General features: G+C 70.4%; 19 protein-coding genes. 12 read left to right on the top strand and 7 right to left on the bottom strand.

All coding sequences use genetic code 11. The features are described from left to right. Nucleotides 1-51 precede the first annotated feature (51 nt). A complete protein-coding gene (locus ASG80_RS07815; protein WP_235508230.1) occupies nt 52-2616 on the bottom strand; it encodes a beta-glucosidase in 2565 nt (854 codons plus the stop codon). A gap of 219 nt (nt 2617-2835) precedes the next feature. Between ASG80_RS07815 and ASG80_RS07810 the strand changes: the two genes are divergently transcribed. Then, entirely contained in the window at nt 2836-3471 is a 636-nt protein-coding gene (locus tag ASG80_RS07810) for a TetR/AcrR family transcriptional regulator (RefSeq protein ID WP_056729610.1), read from the top strand. Between the two features lie 24 nt (nt 3472-3495). On the opposite strand, the gene ASG80_RS07805 is transcribed toward ASG80_RS07810, so the two are convergent. Further along, nucleotides 3496-4923: an MFS transporter gene (locus ASG80_RS07805; RefSeq protein WP_056729609.1), complete on the bottom strand. Its 1428-nt coding sequence runs from the start codon at nt 4921-4923 to the stop codon at nt 3496-3498. 102 nt (nt 4924-5025) lie between these two features. On the opposite strand from ASG80_RS07805, the gene ASG80_RS07800 reads away from it, so the two are divergent. Beyond that, nucleotides 5026-5481: a DUF2255 family protein gene (locus tag ASG80_RS07800; protein WP_082589911.1), complete on the top strand. Its 456-nt coding sequence runs from the start codon at nt 5026-5028 to the stop codon at nt 5479-5481. Nucleotides 5482-5595: 114 nt separating this feature from the next. After that, nucleotides 5596-6591, top strand: coding sequence for an IS481 family transposase (locus ASG80_RS07795; RefSeq protein ID WP_082589909.1), 996 nt, complete (start codon nt 5596-5598; stop codon nt 6589-6591). A 51-nt stretch (nt 6592-6642) separates the two neighbouring features. On the opposite strand, the gene ASG80_RS07790 is transcribed toward ASG80_RS07795, so the two are convergent. Further along, a complete protein-coding gene (locus tag ASG80_RS07790) occupies nt 6643-7515 on the bottom strand; it encodes a serine protein kinase RIO (protein ID WP_082589907.1) in 873 nt (290 codons plus the stop codon). Between the two features lie 262 nt (nt 7516-7777). On the opposite strand from ASG80_RS07790, the gene ASG80_RS07785 reads away from it, so the two are divergent. After that, a complete protein-coding gene (locus ASG80_RS07785) occupies nt 7778-9361 on the top strand; it encodes an MFS transporter (protein ID WP_056729606.1) in 1584 nt (527 codons plus the stop codon). Between the two features lie 84 nt (nt 9362-9445). Continuing rightward, a complete protein-coding gene (locus ASG80_RS07780) occupies nt 9446-10036 on the top strand; it encodes a TOPRIM nucleotidyl transferase/hydrolase domain-containing protein (RefSeq protein WP_056729605.1) in 591 nt (196 codons plus the stop codon). Between the two features lie 119 nt (nt 10037-10155). Here ASG80_RS07780 and ASG80_RS07775 read toward each other — a convergent pair whose 3' ends face one another. Both ASG80_RS07775 and ASG80_RS07770 read right to left on the bottom strand, forming a co-directional pair. Further along, nucleotides 10156-10422 (bottom strand): hypothetical protein, encoded by a 267-nt coding sequence (locus ASG80_RS07775; RefSeq protein WP_056729604.1) that lies wholly within the window; start codon nt 10420-10422, stop codon nt 10156-10158. A 109-nt stretch (nt 10423-10531) separates the two neighbouring features. Next, nucleotides 10532-11083 carry a hypothetical protein gene (locus tag ASG80_RS07770; RefSeq protein WP_056729603.1) on the bottom strand — a complete coding sequence of 184 codons (552 nt, stop codon included), beginning with the start codon at nt 11081-11083 and terminating at the stop codon, nt 10532-10534. Nucleotides 11084-11388: 305 nt separating this feature from the next. Between ASG80_RS07770 and dnaK the strand changes: the two genes are divergently transcribed. The 4 genes from dnaK to ASG80_RS07750 all read left to right on the top strand — a co-directional run bounded on the left by dnaK (nt 11389) and on the right by ASG80_RS07750 (nt 15458). Then, a complete protein-coding gene (gene dnaK / locus ASG80_RS07765; protein ID WP_056729602.1) occupies nt 11389-13287 on the top strand; it encodes a molecular chaperone DnaK in 1899 nt (632 codons plus the stop codon). 3 nt (nt 13288-13290) lie between these two features. Continuing rightward, nucleotides 13291-13968, top strand: a complete 678-nt coding sequence (grpE, locus tag ASG80_RS07760) for a nucleotide exchange factor GrpE (protein ID WP_056729601.1) — start codon at nt 13291-13293, stop codon at nt 13966-13968. Between the two features lie 75 nt (nt 13969-14043). Beyond that, nucleotides 14044-15039: a DnaJ C-terminal domain-containing protein gene (locus ASG80_RS07755; protein WP_056729629.1), complete on the top strand. Its 996-nt coding sequence runs from the start codon at nt 14044-14046 to the stop codon at nt 15037-15039. 2 nt (nt 15040-15041) lie between these two features. Further along, on the top strand, nt 15042-15458 hold the full coding sequence (locus ASG80_RS07750) for a heat shock protein transcriptional repressor HspR (protein ID WP_056729600.1): 417 nt from the start codon (nt 15042-15044) through the stop codon (nt 15456-15458). A gap of 43 nt (nt 15459-15501) precedes the next feature. Here ASG80_RS07750 and ASG80_RS07745 read toward each other — a convergent pair whose 3' ends face one another. Continuing rightward, nucleotides 15502-16230 (bottom strand): hypothetical protein, encoded by a 729-nt coding sequence (locus tag ASG80_RS07745; protein WP_235508229.1) that lies wholly within the window; start codon nt 16228-16230, stop codon nt 15502-15504. Nucleotides 16231-16299: 69 nt separating this feature from the next. Here ASG80_RS07745 and ASG80_RS07740 point away from each other — a divergent pair, with 69 nt between their 5' ends. From ASG80_RS07740 to ASG80_RS07730, 3 genes are all read left to right on the top strand, one after another. After that, nucleotides 16300-17478 carry a class I SAM-dependent methyltransferase gene (locus ASG80_RS07740; protein ID WP_056729598.1) on the top strand — a complete coding sequence of 393 codons (1179 nt, stop codon included), beginning with the start codon at nt 16300-16302 and terminating at the stop codon, nt 17476-17478. A 66-nt stretch (nt 17479-17544) separates the two neighbouring features. Continuing rightward, the gene (clpS, locus tag ASG80_RS07735) at nt 17545-17835 is read left to right on the top strand and encodes an ATP-dependent Clp protease adapter ClpS (RefSeq protein ID WP_056729597.1); all 291 of its coding nucleotides are present in this window, start codon (nt 17545-17547) and stop codon (nt 17833-17835) included. Continuing rightward, nucleotides 17832-18326 (top strand): DUF2017 family protein, encoded by a 495-nt coding sequence (locus ASG80_RS07730; protein ID WP_056729596.1) that lies wholly within the window; start codon nt 17832-17834, stop codon nt 18324-18326. Before clpS ends, ASG80_RS07730 begins: the two co-directional genes overlap by 4 nt. Before the next feature lie 104 nt (nt 18327-18430). On the opposite strand, the gene ASG80_RS07725 is transcribed toward ASG80_RS07730, so the two are convergent. After that, nucleotides 18431-18832, bottom strand: a complete 402-nt coding sequence (locus ASG80_RS07725; protein WP_056729595.1) for an SHOCT domain-containing protein — start codon at nt 18830-18832, stop codon at nt 18431-18433. Nucleotides 18833-18857 lie beyond the last annotated feature (25 nt).

The following is an 18857-nucleotide window of genomic DNA, read 5'->3' as shown; positions in this document are numbered from 1 at the left end:
CATGCCTCCTTGCATTTCGTGTGTGTGGGTTGGTGCGTGGTTCTGTGGTGCTCAGCCGGAGACCGTGTGCGTGGTCTCGAGGCGGAGGTCTCGTGAGGAGCGGCCGACCTGTACGCGGTACGTCTCGGCGCGGAGGGTCCAGCCTGCGGCATCCGTCGACCAGGTCTCGAACGAACGGCGCGCGAGGGGGATGTCGACGGTGGCGGTATCGCCGGCGGGCACGTCGGCCACGGTGAAGCCGGCGAGCCAGCGTACGGGGCGTGAGGGGTCGTCGGTGGCGGAGAGGTAGAGCTGCACGACCTCGCGGCCGTCGCGGGCGCCGACGTTGGCGACCGTCACGCGGGCGACGGCGAGCGGCGCGGCGGTCGAGGCGCCGGATGCCGCGTCGACGAGCTCGAGCGAGCGGTACTCCCACTCGGCGTACCCCAGTCCGAAGCCGAACTCGCGGGCGGGGGTGCGGCCGCGGCGGTCCCAGCCGCGGTGGCCGACGTCGAGCCCCTCGGCGTAGTCGATGACGCCGTCGACGGGGATGCCGTGCGGCACCGGCACGTCCTGCTCGCGGGCGGGGAGGGTCCAGGGCAGGCGCCCGCTCGGCTCGATGGCGCCGCTCAGCACCGCCGCGAGCGAGCGGCCGGCCTCCTGCCCCGGCAGCCACCACCAGAGCACGGCCGGCACCTCGTCGAGCCACGGCAGCAGCACCGGCGCGCCGGCGTTCACGACCACGACCGTGCGTGGGTTCGCCGCGGCGACCCGGCGCACGAGTTCGTTCTGCCGGCCGGGCAGGTCGAGGTTCGGGCGATCCCAGCCCTCCGACTCGGTCTCGGGGTTGGTGCCGACGACGATCACTGCCAGGTCGGATGCCGCAGCCGCCGCCACGGCCTCGTCGAGCTCCTCGTCGACCGTGGGGCCCGGGGCGCGGTAGCGGAAGTGCAGGCGCACGAACCGACCGTACGACTCGCCGTCGATGACCTGCACCTCGGCGTCGACGCGCACGGTGCGCGGGCCGTCGGCCTCGATGACGGCCTCGACGCTCCCCGGATTGCTGTAGCTGGAGTTCAGCACCACCTCGACGCCCACGTGGCGCACGGATTCCGAGCGCAGCTCGCCGTCGATGGTGATGCGGTGGGCGCCGACGGGACCGAGCTCCACGACGTGGCGACCGGCCTGCTCCAGCGCGACGTCGGTCGTCACCCGCACGGATGCCACGGCGTCGTCGTCGATCGGGAACCACAGACTCGCGGCATCCGGAAGCCGCACGGCGCCGATGACCGTGCCATCGGCGTCGAGGTGCTCGATGCGGATGCCGGGCTCGCCGTCGGGGGTGGTGAGCAGGTCTGCCGGGGTGAGCGGCGCGCCGAGCGTCGTGGCGCCGCCGCGGTGGAGTTCGACCTCGGCGTCGGGGAAGGCGGCGCGCACTGCGTCGATGGGGGCGCTCACGTGCGGGGGCGTGACGAATGCGCTGCCGCCGCCCTGCGTGAACGGCTCGACGGCATTGTGGCCGATGAGGGCGATGCGGCCGCGGATGGCGCGATCGACGGGCAGCAGCCCGTCGACGTTGCGCAGTACCACCGTCGATCGGGCGGCCGCCTCGGTGAGGAGGGCGACCACGTCGTCGTCGGCGGGGTGCTCGGTGGCGCCGCTCGCGTCGTACGGGAGCGTCTCACCCGCGAGGCCGCTGAGCGCACCGACGCGCTCGGCGAGGCGGAGGATTCGCGCGACCTTGTCGTCGATGACCGACTCGGACACGCGGCCGTCGTGCACCGCTGCGAGCAACCCCTCCGCCCACGGGCCGCCGGGACCCGGCATGACGAGGTCGAGGCCGCCGAGCGCGGGCTCGACGGCGGTCTTGGTGGCGAGCCAGTCGCTGACGACGATGCCGTCGAAGCCCCACTCGCCCTTGAGGATCTCGTTGAGGAGCGGCCCGTGCGCCGTGGCAGGCGCGTCGACGCCGTCGCGGGTGAGGCCGTTGTAGGCGGCCATGATCGTCCACGCGCCGGCGTCGACCACCGCCTCGAACGGTGCGAGGTACACCTCGCGCAGGGTGCGCTCGTCGATGCGCGAGAGGTATTCGGTGCGGTCGGTCTCGGTCTCGTTGCCCACGAGGTGCTTGACGCAGGCGGCGATGCCCTGCCCCTGGATCGCGTCGACGAACGCGACCGCGAGGCGGGCAGTGAGGAACGGGTCTTCTGAGAGGCACTCGAAGTGGCGACCGCCCACGGGGCTGCGCTGCAGGTTCACCACGGGCGCGAGGATCACGTCGACGGCCTTGCGGCGCGCCTCGGCGGCCATGAGCGCGCCGAGGCGGGCCTGGAGGTCGACGTCCCACGTCGCGGCGGTGGCCGATGGCGCGGGCAGCTGCGCGGAGGGCAGCCCGTCCTCGCCGGTGCCACGCACGCCGATCGGTCCGTCGGAGACCGTCATGGTGCGCAGGCCGATCGCGGGGATCGAACGGAGCGTCCATGTGGCCGCGCCGGTGAGCAGCGCGACCTTCTCGTCGAGGGGGAGCGAGCCGGCGACGGCGATGGGGTCGAAATCGGCCGAGGGGGCGATCGTCTCGGCGTCGGCCACGGACTCATTCGAGTTGAGGGCGCCGGTGGCGGTCGTCGTTGAGCTCACGCCTACTCCATTCACATCTCGTCGTTGAGTGATGGGGGACATGCTGGCACACTTACTGACTTGTAAGTAAGTTGGAGGACATCACAGTTCGGTAACGTCGTGCCCGGGCCCGTATCATGCCCGCGTCACGAGTGCTGCACTCGACTCGCGGACTCCGGCGGGGCATCCAGAAGGGCAGCGGATGCCGCGGCGGSGAGCCGCACAGAAAGGGAAACCGTGGTGGACACAGCGCGAGACGACCCGCGCGGCAGGCCGGCTGCCGAGCGCGTGCAGCGCCCACAGGCCAGGACGACCGAGCGGCGCGAAGCCGTGCTGAAGGCGGCGATGAACGTGTTCGGCGCGCGCGGCTACAACAAGGGCGCGCTCGTCGAGGTGGCCGAGCAGGCCGGCATGACCCACGCGGGCGTGCTGCACCACTTCGGCAGCAAGGAGGGCCTGCTCGTCGCGATGCTGAAGTACCGCGACGGCGAGGAGGTCGCCGGCGTCCCCGCCCGCGCACAGACCGAGGGCCCCGCGTTCCTGCAGCACCTCGTCGACACCGTCGAGGAGAACACGCACCGGCGTGGCGTCGTACAGGCGTACACGGTGCTCTCCGGCGAGTCCGTGACCGACGGGCACCCGGCCCACGACTACTTCCAGGGCCGCTTCCACGGGCTTCGCGCGAAGATCGCCGGCGTGCTCGGCGAGGTGTCGGGCAACACCGACGAGCGGGAGCTCGCCGACGCGGCATCCGCCCTCATCGCGATCATGGACGGGCTGCAGGTGCAGTGGCTGCTCGAACCCGATGCCATCGACATGCCGCGCATCCTGAGCCGCACGATCGACGAACTCGTGGATCGGCTGAGGCGCCCCTGAGGCTCCGGGAGCAGCAGCGCTTCGTCAGCGCTCGGGCAGCCGCACGAACAGCATCAGCACGAGACCGGCCGCGAGCACGATCACGATGCCGAGGATGCCCCAGTACGTCGCACCGAACACGGCGATGAAGCTCGCCCAGAGCAGCGGCGAGAGGAAGCTCGCCGCGCGCCCGGTCGTCGCGTACAGGCCGAAGATCTCGCTCTCGCGACCGGCGGGCGTGACCCGGGCGAGGAACGACCGCGAGGCCGCCTGAGCGGGCCCGACGAAGAGCGTGAGCACGAGGCCGAAGACCCAGAACACGAGCTTGCCCGAGTCGTGCAGGAAGAAGACCAGGAGTCCGGCGGCGACCAGTCCGCCGAGCGCCGTGAGGATGACGGCGCGCGGCCCGAAGCGGTCGTCGAAGCGGCCCGCGAGGATCGTCGAGAACCCCGCGAGCAGGTTCGCCGCGATCCCGAAGATCAGGACCTCGTCCCTCGAGAAGTGGAACGCCACCGCCGCGATCACGGCGCCGAACGCGAACACGCCGGCGAGCCCGTCGCGGAACACGGCGCTCGCGAGCAGGAACCAGAACGTCGGCCGCGAGCCGCGCCACAGCGCGATGACGTCCTGGACGAGCACGACGTAGCCGCGCCAGAACGACACGCGCTCGCGTCGCGGCGCCGGCGGCGCCTCGGGCACGTACACGAGCACCGGCCAGGCGAAGAGGAGCGTCCACACGGCGCAGCCGAGGGCGATCACCCGGAAGGCGAGCCCGTCGTCGGTCGGCATCCCCCACCAGTCGAACCTCGTGGCCACGACGACGAGCACGAGTGCGACGATGCCGCCGATGTACCCGAGCCCCCAGCCGAGTCCCGAGACCTTGCCGACCGTCTTCGGCGTCGACACCTGCACGAGCATCGCGTTGTAGTTCACGCCGGCGATCTCGCTGAACACCGTGCCCGCGGCGATGAGCGAGATGCCGAGCACGAAGTACGGAGGTGCACCCTGGACGAAGAACAGCGCGAACATGCACAGCACGAGGGCGGCGGTCGCGCCGCCGAGCCAGAGCTTGCGCCGGCCTGCGACATCCGCTCTCTGGCCGAGCACCGGGGCGAGCACCGCGATGAGGACGCCCGCGATCGTGATCGCCCAGCCGAGCCCGCTCGCCAGCTCGGCGAGCCCGCGCTCGTACGCCGGATCGCTCTCGCCGAGCGTGGCGACCGCAGGATCGAGGAAGGTGTCGCTCGTGAGGTACAGCGCGGTGAACACGAACGTGAGGATGACCGAGTTGAACGGCTGCGTCGCCCAGTCCCACAGGGCCCACGAGAACACCTGTCGTCGGGGGATGACACGCCCCTCCTGCAGCTGCAGGCCCATCACCCTGATGGCGCCGCTGTCGGCCTTCGGCGGAGGGGTGGGCACGCCGCCGCCCTCGGCGGAGGCTTCGGTGGGCGGCCCAGGGGGAACGGTCATGATGCAAGCCTCGTTCGGTCGGGTGAACGGAAGATGTCGTGCCCGTGGGGCCTGGCATCCCGGTGGATCGGCGCTGATCTCGGCACACTGTAACGCCAGCGGATGCCGCGACGGAAGCGGCCCGCGCAGGACACGGGGGCTCGTGGCATCCCCGCCCGCCTGCTTCACTGGAGCATGGGCACCGACGACGACCTCACCGAGTTCCTGCGCGTCACCGACGTGGTGCGCATCGTCACCACGACCCGCGACGGCCGCACGATCGCGACCCCGATCTGGGTGGTCGACGTCGACGGCGTGAGCTTCATCCGTTCGGAGTTCGGGCACGACTCGAAGTGGTTCCGCCGGGCGACGAGGAATCCCGGCGTCGGGTTCGAGACGCCCGCCGGTCGCCGGGCCGTCGAACTCGAGGCGATCGATGAGACCGACCCGCTCGAGGCGGCCGTCGACGACGCACTGCACGCGAAGTACGGGCACCGGAGGAGCTCCCTCGCCGCGATGCTCACCCCGCTCGCGCATGGCACGACGCAGCGCGTCGTGCCGCTCGGCCGCCCCCTCTAGATGTGATGTCCAGGGACGTTGTTTCGTGACACGGAGTTGATCTGCTGGTAGGCGAAGGCCTCCGGTTGTGAAGTGGAGCTGTCTAGTTCACCGCTTCACTCCCAGGAGGCCTTCGTGTCCCACGCTAATGCTGCTCTGACTCCGCGAGCCCGGTTGAGGCTGGCGAAACTGATCGTCGAGGATGGCTGGAAGCCGGCGCTCGCGGCGCGGATGTTCATGGTCTCGACCGTGACCGCCCGCAAGTGGGCGGCCCGGTTCCGGGCCGAGGGGCCGGCCGGGATGGTGGACCGATCAAGCCGACCGCACTCGAGCCCGCACCGAACACCGGAGCACCTCAAGCGCCAGATCGTGCGGCTGCGTTGGCGTCGCCGGCTGGGCCCGGTGCAGATCGGCGGTGAGCTCGGCGTCCCTTCGTCCACCGTCCACGCGGTGCTGGTGCGCTGCCGGATCAACCGGCTCAGTCAGATCGACCGGGTCACCGGTGAGCCGATCCGCCGCTACGAGCACCCGCATCCGGGATCATTGATCCACGTCGACGTCACCAAATTCGGCAACATCCCCGACGGCGGCGGCTGGCGCTACGTCGGCAAGCAGCAGGGCGACCGCAACCGGGAAGCGACCGCCAAACGCACCGGCGAGCGGCACGCGCGCTATGCACCCCATGTCGGCACGGCGTTCCTGCACACCGTCGTCGATGACCACTCCCGGGTCGCCTACATCGAGATCTGTGCAGACGAGAAGGCCATCACGGCCATCGGCGTGCTCCACCGGGCGATCGAGTGGTTCACCGAGCGAGGCGTCACCATCGAGCGAGTGCTGTCCGACAACGGATCCGCGTACAAGTCGCACGCCTGGCGCGAAGCGTGTGCCGCACTCGGCGTCACGCACAAGCGAACCCGCCCCTACCGGCCACAGACCAACGGCAAAATCGAGCGGTTCCATCGGACCCTAGCCGACGGCTGGGCCTACGCCCGCTTCTACGGTTCAGAGACCGAACGACGCGAAGCCCTCCCGGCCTGGATCCACTTCTACAATCATCACCGAACCCACTCCGCCATCGGCGGCCCGCCCATCAGCAGACTCAACAACCTGCCTGGACATCACATCTAGACGCGGGATTCAACGCAACAGCTCGATGGTCGCGCGGGGCCCGCGATCCGCTCAGAACCCGACCTCGCCCACGAGCTCGCCGAAGAGCTCCTCGGCGTCGCACTCGAGCCGTCGCCGGGTGAACCAGTCGCAGACGTTCACGCAGTCGCGGTGCAGCAGGTCGAAGCCCTGCGGATTCGACACGAGGTCGACGACCTGTGGCAGGTCGATCGCGACGATCCGGCCGTGATGCACGAGCAGGTTGTACGGCGACAGGTCGCCGTGCGCGAGCCCCGCCCGGGCGAGGGTGCGCATGAAGTCGGCGACCTGGTGGAACAGCTCGCGCAGCGTCGCGGCATCCGCCCGCTGCTGGGCGAGGCGCGGCGCAGCGACGCGGCCGTCGCCGATGAACTCCATGAGCACCTCGGTCTCGTGCACCTGCACCGGGTACGGCACGGATGCCCCGAGCGCGGTGAGCCGGCTCAGCGCGTCGAACTCGGCGTACGCCCATTGCACGCGCGCAACGGCGCGACCGAACGACGTGCCCTTCGCGACGGCGCGCACGTCGCGGGTGCGGCGCAGGCCGCGGCCCTCGGTGTAGATCGCGGAGCGATGGAAGTCCGAGTGCTCGCTCGTGCGATAACGCTTGGCCGCGAGCAGCACGCGGTTGCCGGGCACGTCGGCCGCGGCATCCGCGATCGCCCGCTCGATGAGGTGCAGGTCGGCCTCCTTGCCGGTCTTCACGACGCCGAGCTCGGTGTCGATCGCCGCGGCGGAGGTCACGAGCCAGTCGGGGCGGGGCTCGGGGCCGCGCTCGCTGGGGATGGTCGCCGGCCAGGTCGACCAGCGTTGGCCCTCGCCGGGCTCTGCGGCCTGGAACACGAGGGCGGTCGGCGCGCCGAACGGCGCAGCAGAAGAGTCGTCAAGCGACGAGAGAAAGGTCACGGTGGTTCTCCGAGGTTGCGGAGGCCACCGAACGCAATCTAGCGGGCGGCCTCACAGGGAAGGGTGTCTGCGATGCGCGCGACAATGACGGTGTTCATCGTTCTCTCCCTTCGTCTCGGTCGGCGGATGCCGCGTGGCGCGGTCCGCAGGCGAGCATACGCCCGGTACGGCAACGGTGTCCACCACCCGGATGCATCTGCCGCCCGTCAGGGCAGGCGCTGGGCCCTTCCCATCCGACCACGAGGTGTGGTTGGGTGAGCCCATGGACTCGGGCGAGGTCGCCACGAAGCCGTTCAACGGACGGCTCGCGATCCTCCTCGCGATGGCGATGTTCGTGCTCGTCTTCGACACCTCCCTCATGAACGTGTCGATCTCCGCGGTCGTGCACGACCTCGACACCACGGTGAGCGGCGTGCAGGGCGCCATCGCCCTCGAGGCGCTCGTGTCGGCCGCGTTCATCCTCATCGGCGGCAAGACCGGCGACCTCATCGGGCGCAAGCTCGCCTACATCCTCGGACTGCTCGGCTACGCGATCGGCGCGATCGCGATGGTGTTCGCGCAGGACCTCGGCGCGATCATCCTGTTCTGGGCCATCATCGGCGGCATCGGCGCGTCGCTGCTGCTGCCGGCGATGCAGTCGCTCATCCACGGCAACTTCGAGGGTGCCCATCAGAAACGGGTCTACGCGCTCGTCGGCGCTTCGGCGGCCATCGCGGCGGCGGTCGGGCCGCTGCTCGGCGGGTTCATCACGACGTTCCTGTCGTGGCGGGTCGGCTTCGCGCTCGAGGCCGTGATCATCGCCGTCGTGCTGGCCGGCATCGGCCTCGTGAAGGACGTGCCCTATCACGGCGACCGGTCGATCGACTTCGTCGGTGCGCTGCTGTCGATCGTCGGCATGGGCGGCGTCGTGACCGGCATCCTGGTGTGGCAGGAGGGCGGCGGTTACGTCGGGCTGATCATCGGCATCGGCGTGCTCGCGCTCGGCCTCTTCGTGTTCTGGCTGCGCAGCCGCAAGCGCCGCGGCAAGCCCACGCTGCTCGACCCCGCGCTCTTCGACTCCAAGATGTTCCGAGCCGGGGCGAGCGGCCAGTTGCTGCAGCAGATCGCCCTCGGCGGCACGATGATCGTGCTCCCGATCTACCTGCAGATGGTGTTCGAGTACAACGCGCTGCAGGCCGGCCTCTCGATCGCGCCGCTCTCGCTGAGCATGTTCGGCGTCGCAGTGCTCGCCGGCCGCGGCCTCAAGCGGCGTCCCGCAAGCGTCATCCTGTGGGGGTTCGTGCTCGTGGTGGCCGGTCTCGCGGTGCTCGTCCCCATCGTGCCCATCGCCGACTCGGGCTGGTACCTCACCGTGCCGCTCATCATCTCGGGCTGCGGCCTCGGCCTGCTCGTCTCGCAGCTGAACAACTACACCCTCTCCCCGATCTCCGATGAGCGGGTCAGCGAGGCGGCCGGCGTGAACTCGGCCGCGGGCTCGTTCGGCCTCTCGTTCGGCCTCGCGTTCGCCGGGGCGATCATGCTCGCGACCCTCGCGTTCACGTTCACCGCGGACGCCGATGCGAGCACCGTGCTCTCGCCCGAGGAGCAGCAGCAGGTCTCGGCGGTGCTCGAGGAGGACGCCGAGATCATGTCCGACACCGGGCTCGAGGAGCTCCTCGTCGATGAGCCGCCAGAGGTGCAGGCCGAGATCCTGCGCATCAACACCGAGTCCCGTGTCATCGCGCTGCAGGTGGCCCTCTTCGTGCCGATCCTCGCGGGCCTCCTCGGTATCCTGAACGGGTTCCGGATGCGGCGGCTGCCCGATCCCAAGGCGTCTGCGGCCGCCGAGGGGACGACGTTCGGCTAGGGGGGAATCAGCGCGAGTCCATCCGGGACAGCCTGATTCGGAGTCATCGCGGCGGCATGTCCGCCCGGCGGGTAGGGTCGCCATATGGGCGAAGTCGTGTCCGCGGAGGCATCCGCGGTGGTGCTCGTCGAAGGCGAAAGCGACCGCCTCGCGGTCGAGGCCCTCGCCGAGCGACTTCAGTTCGACCTCATCGCCGCCGGCGCGACGGTCGTGCCGATGGGTGGAGTCACCAACCTCCGTCACCACCTCGCGGCCTTGGCTGCGTCCTCCGGCGCGACCCGCGTGCTCGGGCTCTTCGACCTCGGCGAGGTCGCCCATGTGCGGCGCGCCGTCACGGACGCGGGCATCGCTGCCGCCGCCGACAGCGGGCTCGACCTGGCGTCGTTCGGGTTCTTCGCCTGCGACCCCGACCTCGAAGGCGAGCTCATCCGCGCCGTCGGCAGCGAGCGGGTGGAAGAGCTGCTGGGCGAACACGGCGAACTCGGCCGCTTCCGCACGTTCCAGCAGCAGCCGGCGCAGCGGGCCAAGACGACCGAGGCACAACTTCGGCGGTTCATGGGCACGCACAGCGGCCGCAAGGCGCGTTTCGCGCCCATCCTCGTGCGGGCGATCGAGGAGCCGCGCATCCCCGCCGCGCTCTCCTCGTTGCTCACTGCGGCCGTGGGTTCCGCTTGAGCTCGTCGTAGGGCCTCCGCCTGATCGAGGAGAGCCTGAGCGAGCGGTGACCGCCCGATGGCGTCGAGCGCCGAGCGCCGAGCGCCGCGCGCACTCGGGCGCGCCGCGGCATCCGGGGCTCAGCGGCCGTGGTCGGCCAGGATCTGGTCGACGTCGATCTGCGCGAGGAGGCGCTGCCAGTCGAGGTTCCGGGCGATTTCGGCGACGTCGGGATCGGCGAAGGCCTTGCCGTTGCGGTGCACGACCACGCCGGCGGGCACGAGTTCGTTCAACCGGGCGAGGATCGCGTCGTCGACCGCCTCCGTGTCGAAGTCCGCGCCGATCCCCGCATAGGTTTCGGCGGAGAGCGTGTACGAGACGAGTCCGACCTCGATGGGTTCGGGCATGGTGTGTCCTCCTGCCTCGGGGGCGTGGTCGTCTCCCAGTCTGGCAGTCGGGGTGTGCTTCCGCAGGTCGAGGGCCGGGCGCCGGCCGCCGCCGACCCTCGGCTCCCGGCTACGTCGACGGGGCGAGCATCGTTGCGAACGTCGGGGCACTGACGAACGTGAGCGCCCCGCCGGCGAGCACGGCCACCGGGCTGATGCCGCTGCCGGGATCGATCGGGCCGGTGAACGACCCGGCCACGGGCTGACCGCTCTCGACGTAGCCGAGCTCCGCGAGCGTCGATCGCCATGCGGCCTCGTCCGCGGAACCGAGCGGCACCTGCACGACGGTGAGCGCGATGTCGGTCTGCGGCTTCCCCCAGGCGCACGACAGTCCTCCGGCCTCGGCCATCCGCTCGGCCAGCGGATACCCGACGCCGACTGCCGTCGGTGCGAGGCCGTCATCGGCGAGCTTCTGGTATGCCTCGGCTTCGAGCACGGTGTCGCACGTCGCGGCGGGTGCGGCGTCGGGTGTCGCGGTCGGTGCCGGCTGCTGCGTCGAGGTCGGTGTCGGTGACGGCGTCGGAACCGTGGCGGCGTTGCCGTCGGTGGACGTGCATCCGCTGAGCAGGACGATGGCGAGCGCGGCGAGGAGGGAGCCGCAGATGGGAGGGCGTCGGGTCATGATCCGGAGCCTAAGGATCCCGGCGTCGAGTGTCCATCAGGGCAGTCCCCGATGCGTGCAGGGCGCGCGTTCGGCATCGACCTGCCGGCGGGAATGCTGGGCGTTCGCCGTGAGTTGAGTCAAGCACACTCAAGTCTTGGGGCGCGGACTTGACACGCTCGAGTCGCGCTGCGACGCTTGAGTCGTCGGGACTCAAGTTCCGGCGATTCTGACTTCGGTCGCAGGCCAGGAAGGCCGGACCGACCGCCATGGAGGGCACGCGGCATCCGCTCGTGAACACTCCCGGCAGAAGGAGAAACAACACAATGTCACGTGCAGTAGGTATCGACCTCGGCACCACGAACTCCGTGGTGAGCGTCCTCGAGGGTGGCGAGCCCACCGTCATCGCGAACGCCGAGGGTTTCCGCACCACCCCGTCGGTGGTCGCGTTCACGAAGGACGGAGAGGTGCTCGTCGGCGAGACAGCCAAGCGCCAGGCCGTCACCAACGTCGATCGCACCACCTCGTCGGTCAAGCGCCACATGGGCACCGACTGGAAGGTCGAGATCGACGCGAAGAACTACACCGCGCAGGAGATCTCGGCGCGCATCCTTCAGAAGCTGCGTCGCGACGCCGAGCAGTACCTCGGCGACACCGTCACCGACGCGGTCGTCACCGTGCCGGCGTACTTCAACGACGCCCAGCGCCAGGCCACGAAGGAGGCCGGCGAGATCGCGGGCCTCAACGTGCTGCGCATCATCAACGAGCCCACCGCGGCCGCGCTCGCGTACGGCCTCGACAAGGGCAAGGAGGACGAGCTCATCCTGGTGTTCGACCTCGGTGGCGGCACGTTCGACGTCTCGCTCCTCGAGGTGGGCAAGGACGAGGACTTCTCGACCATCCAGGTCCGCGCAACCGCGGGCGACAACCACCTCGGCGGCGACGACTGGGACCAGCGCGTCGTCGAATGGCTGATCAAGCGGTTCAAGGACTCGACCGGCGTCGACGTCTCGAAGGACAAGATCGCCCTTCAGCGCCTCAAGGAGGCATCGGAGCAGGCCAAGAAGGAGCTGAGCTCCTCGATGAGCACCAGCATCCAGCTCCCGTACCTCTCGCTCACCGAGAACGGCCCCGCGAACCTCGACGAGACGCTCACCCGCGCCCAGTTCGAGAACATGACGAGCGACCTGCTCGACCGCACCAAGCAGCCCTTCGCGGACGTGATCCGCGACGCGGGCATCAAGGTGTCCGACATCGCGCACGTCGTGCTCGTCGGCGGCTCGACCCGCATGCCCGCCGTCTCCGAGCTCGTGAAGCAGGAGACCGGCGGCAAGGAGCCCAACAAGGGCGTGAACCCCGACGAGGTCGTCGCCGTGGGCGCGGCGCTCCAGGCGGGCGTCCTCAAGGGCGAGCGCAAGGACGTGCTGCTCATCGACGTCACCCCGCTGAGTCTCGGCATCGAGACCAAGGGCGGCATCATGACCAAGCTCATCGAGCGCAACACGGCCATCCCCACCAAGCGCAGCGAGACCTTCACCACCGCCGACGACAACCAGCCGTCGGTCGCGATCCAGGTCTTCCAGGGCGAGCGCGAGTTCACGCGCGACAACAAGCCGCTCGGTACGTTCGAGCTCACCGGCATCGCGCCGGCGCCCCGCGGCATCCCGCAGATCGAGGTCACGTTCGACATCGACGCGAACGGCATCGTGCACGTGTCCGCCAGGGACAAGGGCACCGGCAAGGAGCAGTCGATGACGATCTCCGGCGGCTCCGCGCTGCCGAAGGAGGACGTCGAGCGCATGGTGCGCGACGCCGAGGAGCACGCGGCCGAGGACAAGAAGCGCCGGGAGTCCGCCGAGACCCGCAACCAGGCCGAGCAGCTCGTCTACCAGATCGAGAAGCTCATCAGGGACAACGACGACAAGCTCCCGGCCGACGTCAAGTCCGAGGTCCAGGGCGACGTCGACGCGCTGAAGTCGGCCCTCGCGGGCGACGACGACGCGGCGGTGAAGTCCGCCTTCGAGAAGCTCTCGCAGTCGCAGGGCAAGCTCGGCGAGGCGATCTACGCCCAGCAGTCGCAGCCGACCGCCGATGCCTCCGCCAACCCCGGCGAGGACGCGAACCCGTCGGGCGCGGCCGGCGACCAGACGTCCGATGAGGACGTGGTCGACGCCGAGGTCATCGACGACGAGGACCCCTCGACGAGCTCAGGGCAGGCCAGGTAACCCATGAGCGACGAGAACCAGGACCACGAAGAGCCGGTCATCCGCGACAAGCGGCGGATCGACCCCGAGACGGGCGAGGTTCGCAAGCTCGACGCTGAGGGGGCGCCCGTCGAGGGCGCCCCCGAGGCGGATGTCGAGGGCGCCCCCGAGGCGGATGCCGAAGCGGTCGAAGCGACGGATGCTGCGGCATCCGAGCCTGCGGAGTACGACGAGGACGTACTCACGGTCGACGACATCCTGAAGGCGGCGAACCTCGAGGTGCGGGAGCCGAGCGACGAGCACCTCGCCGACCTCAAGCGGGTCACGGCCGAGTACGCGAACTACCGCAAGCGCACTGAGGCGAACCGCGAGGTCGAGCGCGAGCGCGCCGTCGGCGCCGCCGTCGCCGTGCTGCTCCCCGTGCTCGACGACCTCGACCGGGCCGAGAAGCACGGTGACCTCGAGGGCGACGCCCCGTTCGCGACGATCGCGGCGAAGCTCCGCGCGGCCGTCGAGAAGCTCGGGCTCACGCCCTTCGGCGAGGTCGGCGAGCCGTTCGACCCGCAGCACCACGAGGCGATCTTCCAGCAGCCGTCCGACGAGGTCGAGACCGACACGGTCGCCGAGGTCGTCGAGACGGGCTACACGCTGGGCGGCACACTGTTGCGTGCGGCGAAGGTCGTCGTGAAGACGCCGCAGTAACCCCATCGCCGCGGGTCGAGGAGCCTGGTGCTCCTCGACCCGCAGCACACGAGTATTTCGAGTGAGGAGGTGCCGATGGCCAGCCAGGATTGGTTCGACAAGGACTTCTACCAGGTGCTCGGCGTCTCCAAGGATGCGAACGACGCCGACATCAAGAAGGCGTATCGCAAGCTCGCGCGCAAGTACCACCCCGATCAGAACCCGGGTGACGCCGCCTCCGAGGCGAAGTTCAAGGAGATCAGCGAGGCCCACTCGGTGCTCGCCGACCCCGAGGAGCGCAAGGAGTACGACGCGATCCGTGCCATGGGCTCAGGGGCGCGGTTCACCGCGCCCGGCGGCGCCGGCGCGGCGGGCGGCTTCGAGGACGTCTTCGGCACCATGTTCGGCGGCCCCGGTGGCCGAACGTCGTACACGTTCCAGCAGGGCGGCGACTACGACGACCTGCTCGGCGGGCTCTTCGGCGGCGGCCGGTTCGGCCAGCCAAGCGGCGGGTACCGCGGCTTCGGCGGTCCGACGAAGGGCCGCGACGTCGTCGCGTCGACCACGCTCGACTTCGTCACCGCCACCAAGGGCGACCAGATCACCCTGGAGACCTCCGACGGGAAGCCCATCACCGTGCGCATCCCCGCCGGCGTCGCCGACGGGCAGAAGATCCGGCTGCGCGGCAAGGGCCACCCGTCGCCCGACGGCGGCGAACCCGGCGACATCGTGCTCACCGTGAAGGTGCGCAAGCACCCGGTGTTCGAACGCGACGGCCTCAACCTGCGAGTCACCGTGCCGGTCACCTTCGCGGAGGCCACGCTCGGCGCGACGATCCAGGTGCCCACCCTCGGCGGCGAGCCCGTGAAGCTCCGGGTCGCACCCGGCACTCCCAGCGGGCGCGTGCTGCGCGTGAAGGGCCGCGGCGTCGAGACGTCGAAGGGAACGGGCGATCTCCTCGCCGAGGTGCAGGTGGCGGTGCCCTCGCACCTCTCGAAGGACGCCGAGGAGAAGCTCAAGGAGTTCGCGGCGCACCTTCCCGACGAGAACCCGCGTGAGGAGTTGCTCGCGAAGGCGAGGAGCCAGCGATGAGCATGGACGAGACGAGCCCGCTCTTCGTGATCTCGATCGCGGCGGAGCTCGCGGGCATGCATCCGCAGACCCTCCGGCAGTACGACCGCATCGGCCTCGTCTCGCCGCGCCGCACCGCGGGAAAGTCTCGCCGCTACTCGATGCGCGACGTCGTGCAGCTGCGGCTGATCGCGCAGCTGTCGAGCGAGGGCGTGAGCCTCGAGGGCATCCGCCGCGTGCTCGAGCTGGAGGACGAGGTGGGGAGCCTCCGGGAGCGCGTGCGCGAGCTCGAGGCCATGCTCGCCGACGAGATGCTGAACCGCCCCGGCCGGCGTGTCTTCGCTGCGGGATCGGCCGGAGAGGTCGTCTCGCTTCGCGCGGGCACCCGTGTGCGCCGCGAGAACGCCGTCGTCGTGTGGCGCCCGCTCGACCGGGAGTGACGTTCTGCGGGTTGAGGAGCCTCCTCAACCCGCAGACGCGCCGCTACCAGGCCGACGCCGGTGCCTGCACGATCTCGGCGGGCCGCGTGCTCCAGTGCGCTCCGTCGGCGTAATGGCTCGACGCCCACGGTGAGGCCCAGATCGCGCGAGCCGTGGCATCTGCGTCGTCACCGGCCTCGAGCGCGGCCTCGATGCCGTCATAGTGGTCGAAATGGCGCAGCGCACCAGCGCAATACTCGGCGGCCGTCACGAGGCTGTCGTAGCTGCCGAGGCCGCTGCCGCCGCCCGATCCGTACCCGTTGTTCAGCGGGTTGTTTCGATTCCACCAGTTGTCTGCGCCGTTCTCCTGGCGCATCCACCGCAGCATGACCGTGATGTTCGCCTCGGTCACCGGGAAGTCGCCGTCGATGAGCACGAGCTTCGCCCAGTCCTCGTTCGTGCCCGACGCGATGAGCGTCTCGGGGCCGGTGGTGCTCGTGTACGACTCGTGCGACACGGCGGGTGCCGCGACATCCGCGGCGACGTTCAGCGTCTGCGTATCGCCGGTGAACGCCCCGTCCGCGGTCGGCGCGGTGACCGCGGCGGGCTGCGGGGCGAGCGCGAACGTCAGCCCGAGCGCGAGCACGGCGACGGATGCCGCGAGCGGCGCGGCTCGGCGAGCGGCTCGTGCAGGAGTCGCGCGGGCTTCCGCGCGGGCAGGACTGACGCGGCTCGCGACCCCATGTCGTGCCGCGCGCCGTGCTCCGTGAACCTGCCGCCCTGCGTCCCGCATGCGGGCACGAGAGTACCAAACCGACCGGGGAGCCGCATCCGGCCGTCTGCCGCCGCGTAGCCTTGGGCCATGCCGTTCGACTTCGCCGCGCTGCGCCGGCACCCCGATGTCGAGGGCGACGGGCTCGAGGCGTCGGATGCCGCGGACCGCCTGATCCTCGACGAGGCCGCCGCGCTCGCCGCGGGCGTTGGACCCGACGAACTCGTCGTGGTCGACGATGCGTACGGCGCGCTGACGCTGGGATCGGCCGCAACGGGGGCTCTCGGCATCCGGGTCCACCAGGACCTCGTGACGGGCGAGCGCGCCCTCGCCGCGAACGCCGAGCGCGCCGGGCTCGCGGGCGAGGTGCGCTCGCTCCCACTGGGTGCCGAGCTGCTCGCCGGCGCGCGGCTCGTGCTCTTGCGGCTGCCGCGCTCGCTCGACCGCCTCGACGAGCTCGCGGGGCTCGTGACGCAGCACGCCGCATCCGACGTCGTCGTGGCCGCGGGGGGCCGGATCAAGCACATGTCCCTCGCGATGAACGAGGTGCTGGGCGCGTGGTTCGAACGCGTCGACGTCTCGCACGCGCGCCAGAAGTCGCGGGTGCTCATCGCCAGCGAGCCGCGTGAGCAGCGCCGGCCGCCGGCGCTCGGCTGGCCACGCGGCGAGCGGCACGACGACCTCGGCGTCACCGTCGTGGCGCACGGCGGGGTCTTCGCTGGCACGGGCGTCGACATCGGCACACGATTCCTCCTCGAGCACCTCGCCGACGCGGTCCCGGATGCCGCGACCGCCGTCGACCTGGCGTGCGGCTCGGGCGTCGTGGCCGCGTGGCTCGCGCGCACGCGCCCCGCGCTGCGGGTCACGGCGACCGACCGGTCGGCGGCGGCCGCGGCATCCGCTCGCGAGACCGCGGAGGTCAATGGCGTCGCCGGCCGCATCGCCGTGACGCGAGCCGACGCACTCGAGGGGCTCCCCGAAGCGAGCGAACCGCTGATCGTGCTGAATCCCCCGTTCCACTCGGATGCCGCGCTGCACACCGGCATCGCCGCCCACCTCTTCGAGGACGCCGCCCGAGTGCTCGCCCCGGGCGGCGAGCTCTGGTGCGTGTGGAACTCGCACCTGCGCTACCGCCAGCTGCTGGAGCGCACCGTCGGCCCGACCCGCCAGGTCGCCCGCAACCCGAAGTTCACCGTCACGGCATCGGAGCGTCGGGCTCGAATGGCCGGCGATGACGACCCCGACGGAGACGCGGCCGGCGATCGCTGACGAGTCGATGGCGGGTGTCGCGTCATCCGGGTTCCGTCGGGCCGACGCTCGTGTCAGGCTGGAGAGGTGACCTCCACACTCGAGCAGCTCGACGCCGACACGACCATCCGAGTCGTCTCGGAGGAGCCGTGGCGCACGATCGTGTGGGACGACCCGGTGAACCTCATGACCTACGTGAGCTACGTGTTCCGCACCTACTTCGGGTACCCGCGCGACGAGGCCGAGCGCTTGATGATGCGGGTGCACAACGAGGGGAGGGCGGTCGTCGCGACCGGCAACCGCGAGGCGATGGAGCGGCACGTTCAGGCGATGCACGGCTACGGGTTGCAGGCCACGGTGTCGAGGGCCGAGTCGTGATCGTCGCGGGCCGCAGCGGCGGCGAGGGCGTGCGCATCGTGCTCGAGGTCGAGGAGGCGATGCTCCTGTCCGAGCTCGCCGACCAGGTCGACTCGGTGCTGCTGCTCGGCGAGGCCGACGACCCGGCGCTCGGGCGCCTGCTGCCGAACGCCTACCCCGACGACGCCCCGGCGGGCCGCGAGTTCGCCCGGTATACGCGCGACAGCCTCGTCGACGGCAAGCGCCAGGCCGCCCAGCGCGTGCGCGACGCGACCGCCGTGGACGACGGCGACGACGGCGTCGTGCAGATCGAACTCGACCAGTCCGAGGCGTGGGGCTGGCTCACCTTCCTCACCGACCTCCGTCTGATCCTCGCCGAGCGCGTGGGCATCATCGAAGAGGGCGATGAGGCGGCCGACGAGACCCGCGACGACTACCTCCGGGCCGCCTACGAATGGGCGGGCTTCGTGCAGGGCTCCATGCTCGAGGTGCTCGACCCCACCGACTCCTGAGCGCAGCGGTTGTTGCGGCATCCGCTCGCCTCCGCGCCGCGCGGACATGACGACGGGGCCGGATGCCGCGGCATCCGACCCCATCCCGTCGCGGGCTGAGCGCTCTACGCGGAGTGCGTGAGCGCCTTCGCCTTCAACTGGTCGTACTCCTGTTGGCTGATGGTGCCGGCATCGAGCAGCGCCTTCGCCTTCGCGATCTCGTCGGAGGGGCTCGCAGCAGAGCCGGCGGTTTGACGGATGTACGCGTCGGTGGCCGCTTGGTACTGCTTCGCCTCCTTCTGCGAACGCTCGGCCATGCCCTGGCCGCGCGCGATCAGGTAGATGAGCGCGGTGAGGAACGGAACGAAGATCAGGAAGATGACCCAGACCGCCTTCCACCAGCCGCTCAGCTTGTGATCGCGGAACAGGTCGCCGATGATCGCGAACAGCGCCATCAGGTATGCGACGAAGACGAAGACCCAGAGGAACCACCAGATGATGTCCCAGAAACTGTTCCAGAAATTCATGTGCAGCCTTCCGATCGAAATCAGA

The sequence above is a fragment of the Agromyces sp. Soil535 genome (genome assembly GCF_001428255.1).
Classification (GTDB): domain Bacteria; phylum Actinomycetota; class Actinomycetes; order Actinomycetales; family Microbacteriaceae; genus Agromyces.
This window is presented reverse-complemented; position numbering and strand designations above follow the sequence as displayed.

Coding starts and splice junctions, on each gene's coding strand:
- ASG80_RS07770 (WP_056729603.1), bottom strand. CDS start 11,083: ATGACCCGACGCCCTCCCATCTGCGGCTCCCTCCTCGCCGCGCTCGCC.
- ASG80_RS07775 (WP_056729604.1), bottom strand. CDS start 10,422: ATGCCCGAACCCATCGAGGTCGGACTCGTCTCGTACACGCTCTCCGCC.
- ASG80_RS07785 (WP_056729606.1), top strand. CDS start 7,778: ATGGACTCGGGCGAGGTCGCCACGAAGCCGTTCAACGGACGGCTCGCG.
- dnaK (WP_056729602.1), top strand. CDS start 11,389: ATGTCACGTGCAGTAGGTATCGACCTCGGCACCACGAACTCCGTGGTG.
- ASG80_RS07745 (WP_235508229.1), bottom strand. CDS start 16,230: ATGCGGGACGCAGGGCGGCAGGTTCACGGAGCACGGCGCGCGGCACGA.
- ASG80_RS07780 (WP_056729605.1), top strand. CDS start 9,446: ATGGGCGAAGTCGTGTCCGCGGAGGCATCCGCGGTGGTGCTCGTCGAA.
- ASG80_RS07805 (WP_056729609.1), bottom strand. CDS start 4,923: ATGACCGTTCCCCCTGGGCCGCCCACCGAAGCCTCCGCCGAGGGCGGC.
- ASG80_RS07740 (WP_056729598.1), top strand. CDS start 16,300: ATGCCGTTCGACTTCGCCGCGCTGCGCCGGCACCCCGATGTCGAGGGC.
- grpE (WP_056729601.1), top strand. CDS start 13,291: ATGAGCGACGAGAACCAGGACCACGAAGAGCCGGTCATCCGCGACAAG.
- ASG80_RS07755 (WP_056729629.1), top strand. CDS start 14,044: ATGGCCAGCCAGGATTGGTTCGACAAGGACTTCTACCAGGTGCTCGGC.
- ASG80_RS07750 (WP_056729600.1), top strand. CDS start 15,042: ATGGACGAGACGAGCCCGCTCTTCGTGATCTCGATCGCGGCGGAGCTC.
- ASG80_RS07800 (WP_082589911.1), top strand. CDS start 5,026: ATGCCGCGACGGAAGCGGCCCGCGCAGGACACGGGGGCTCGTGGCATC.
- ASG80_RS07725 (WP_056729595.1), bottom strand. CDS start 18,832: ATGAATTTCTGGAACAGTTTCTGGGACATCATCTGGTGGTTCCTCTGG.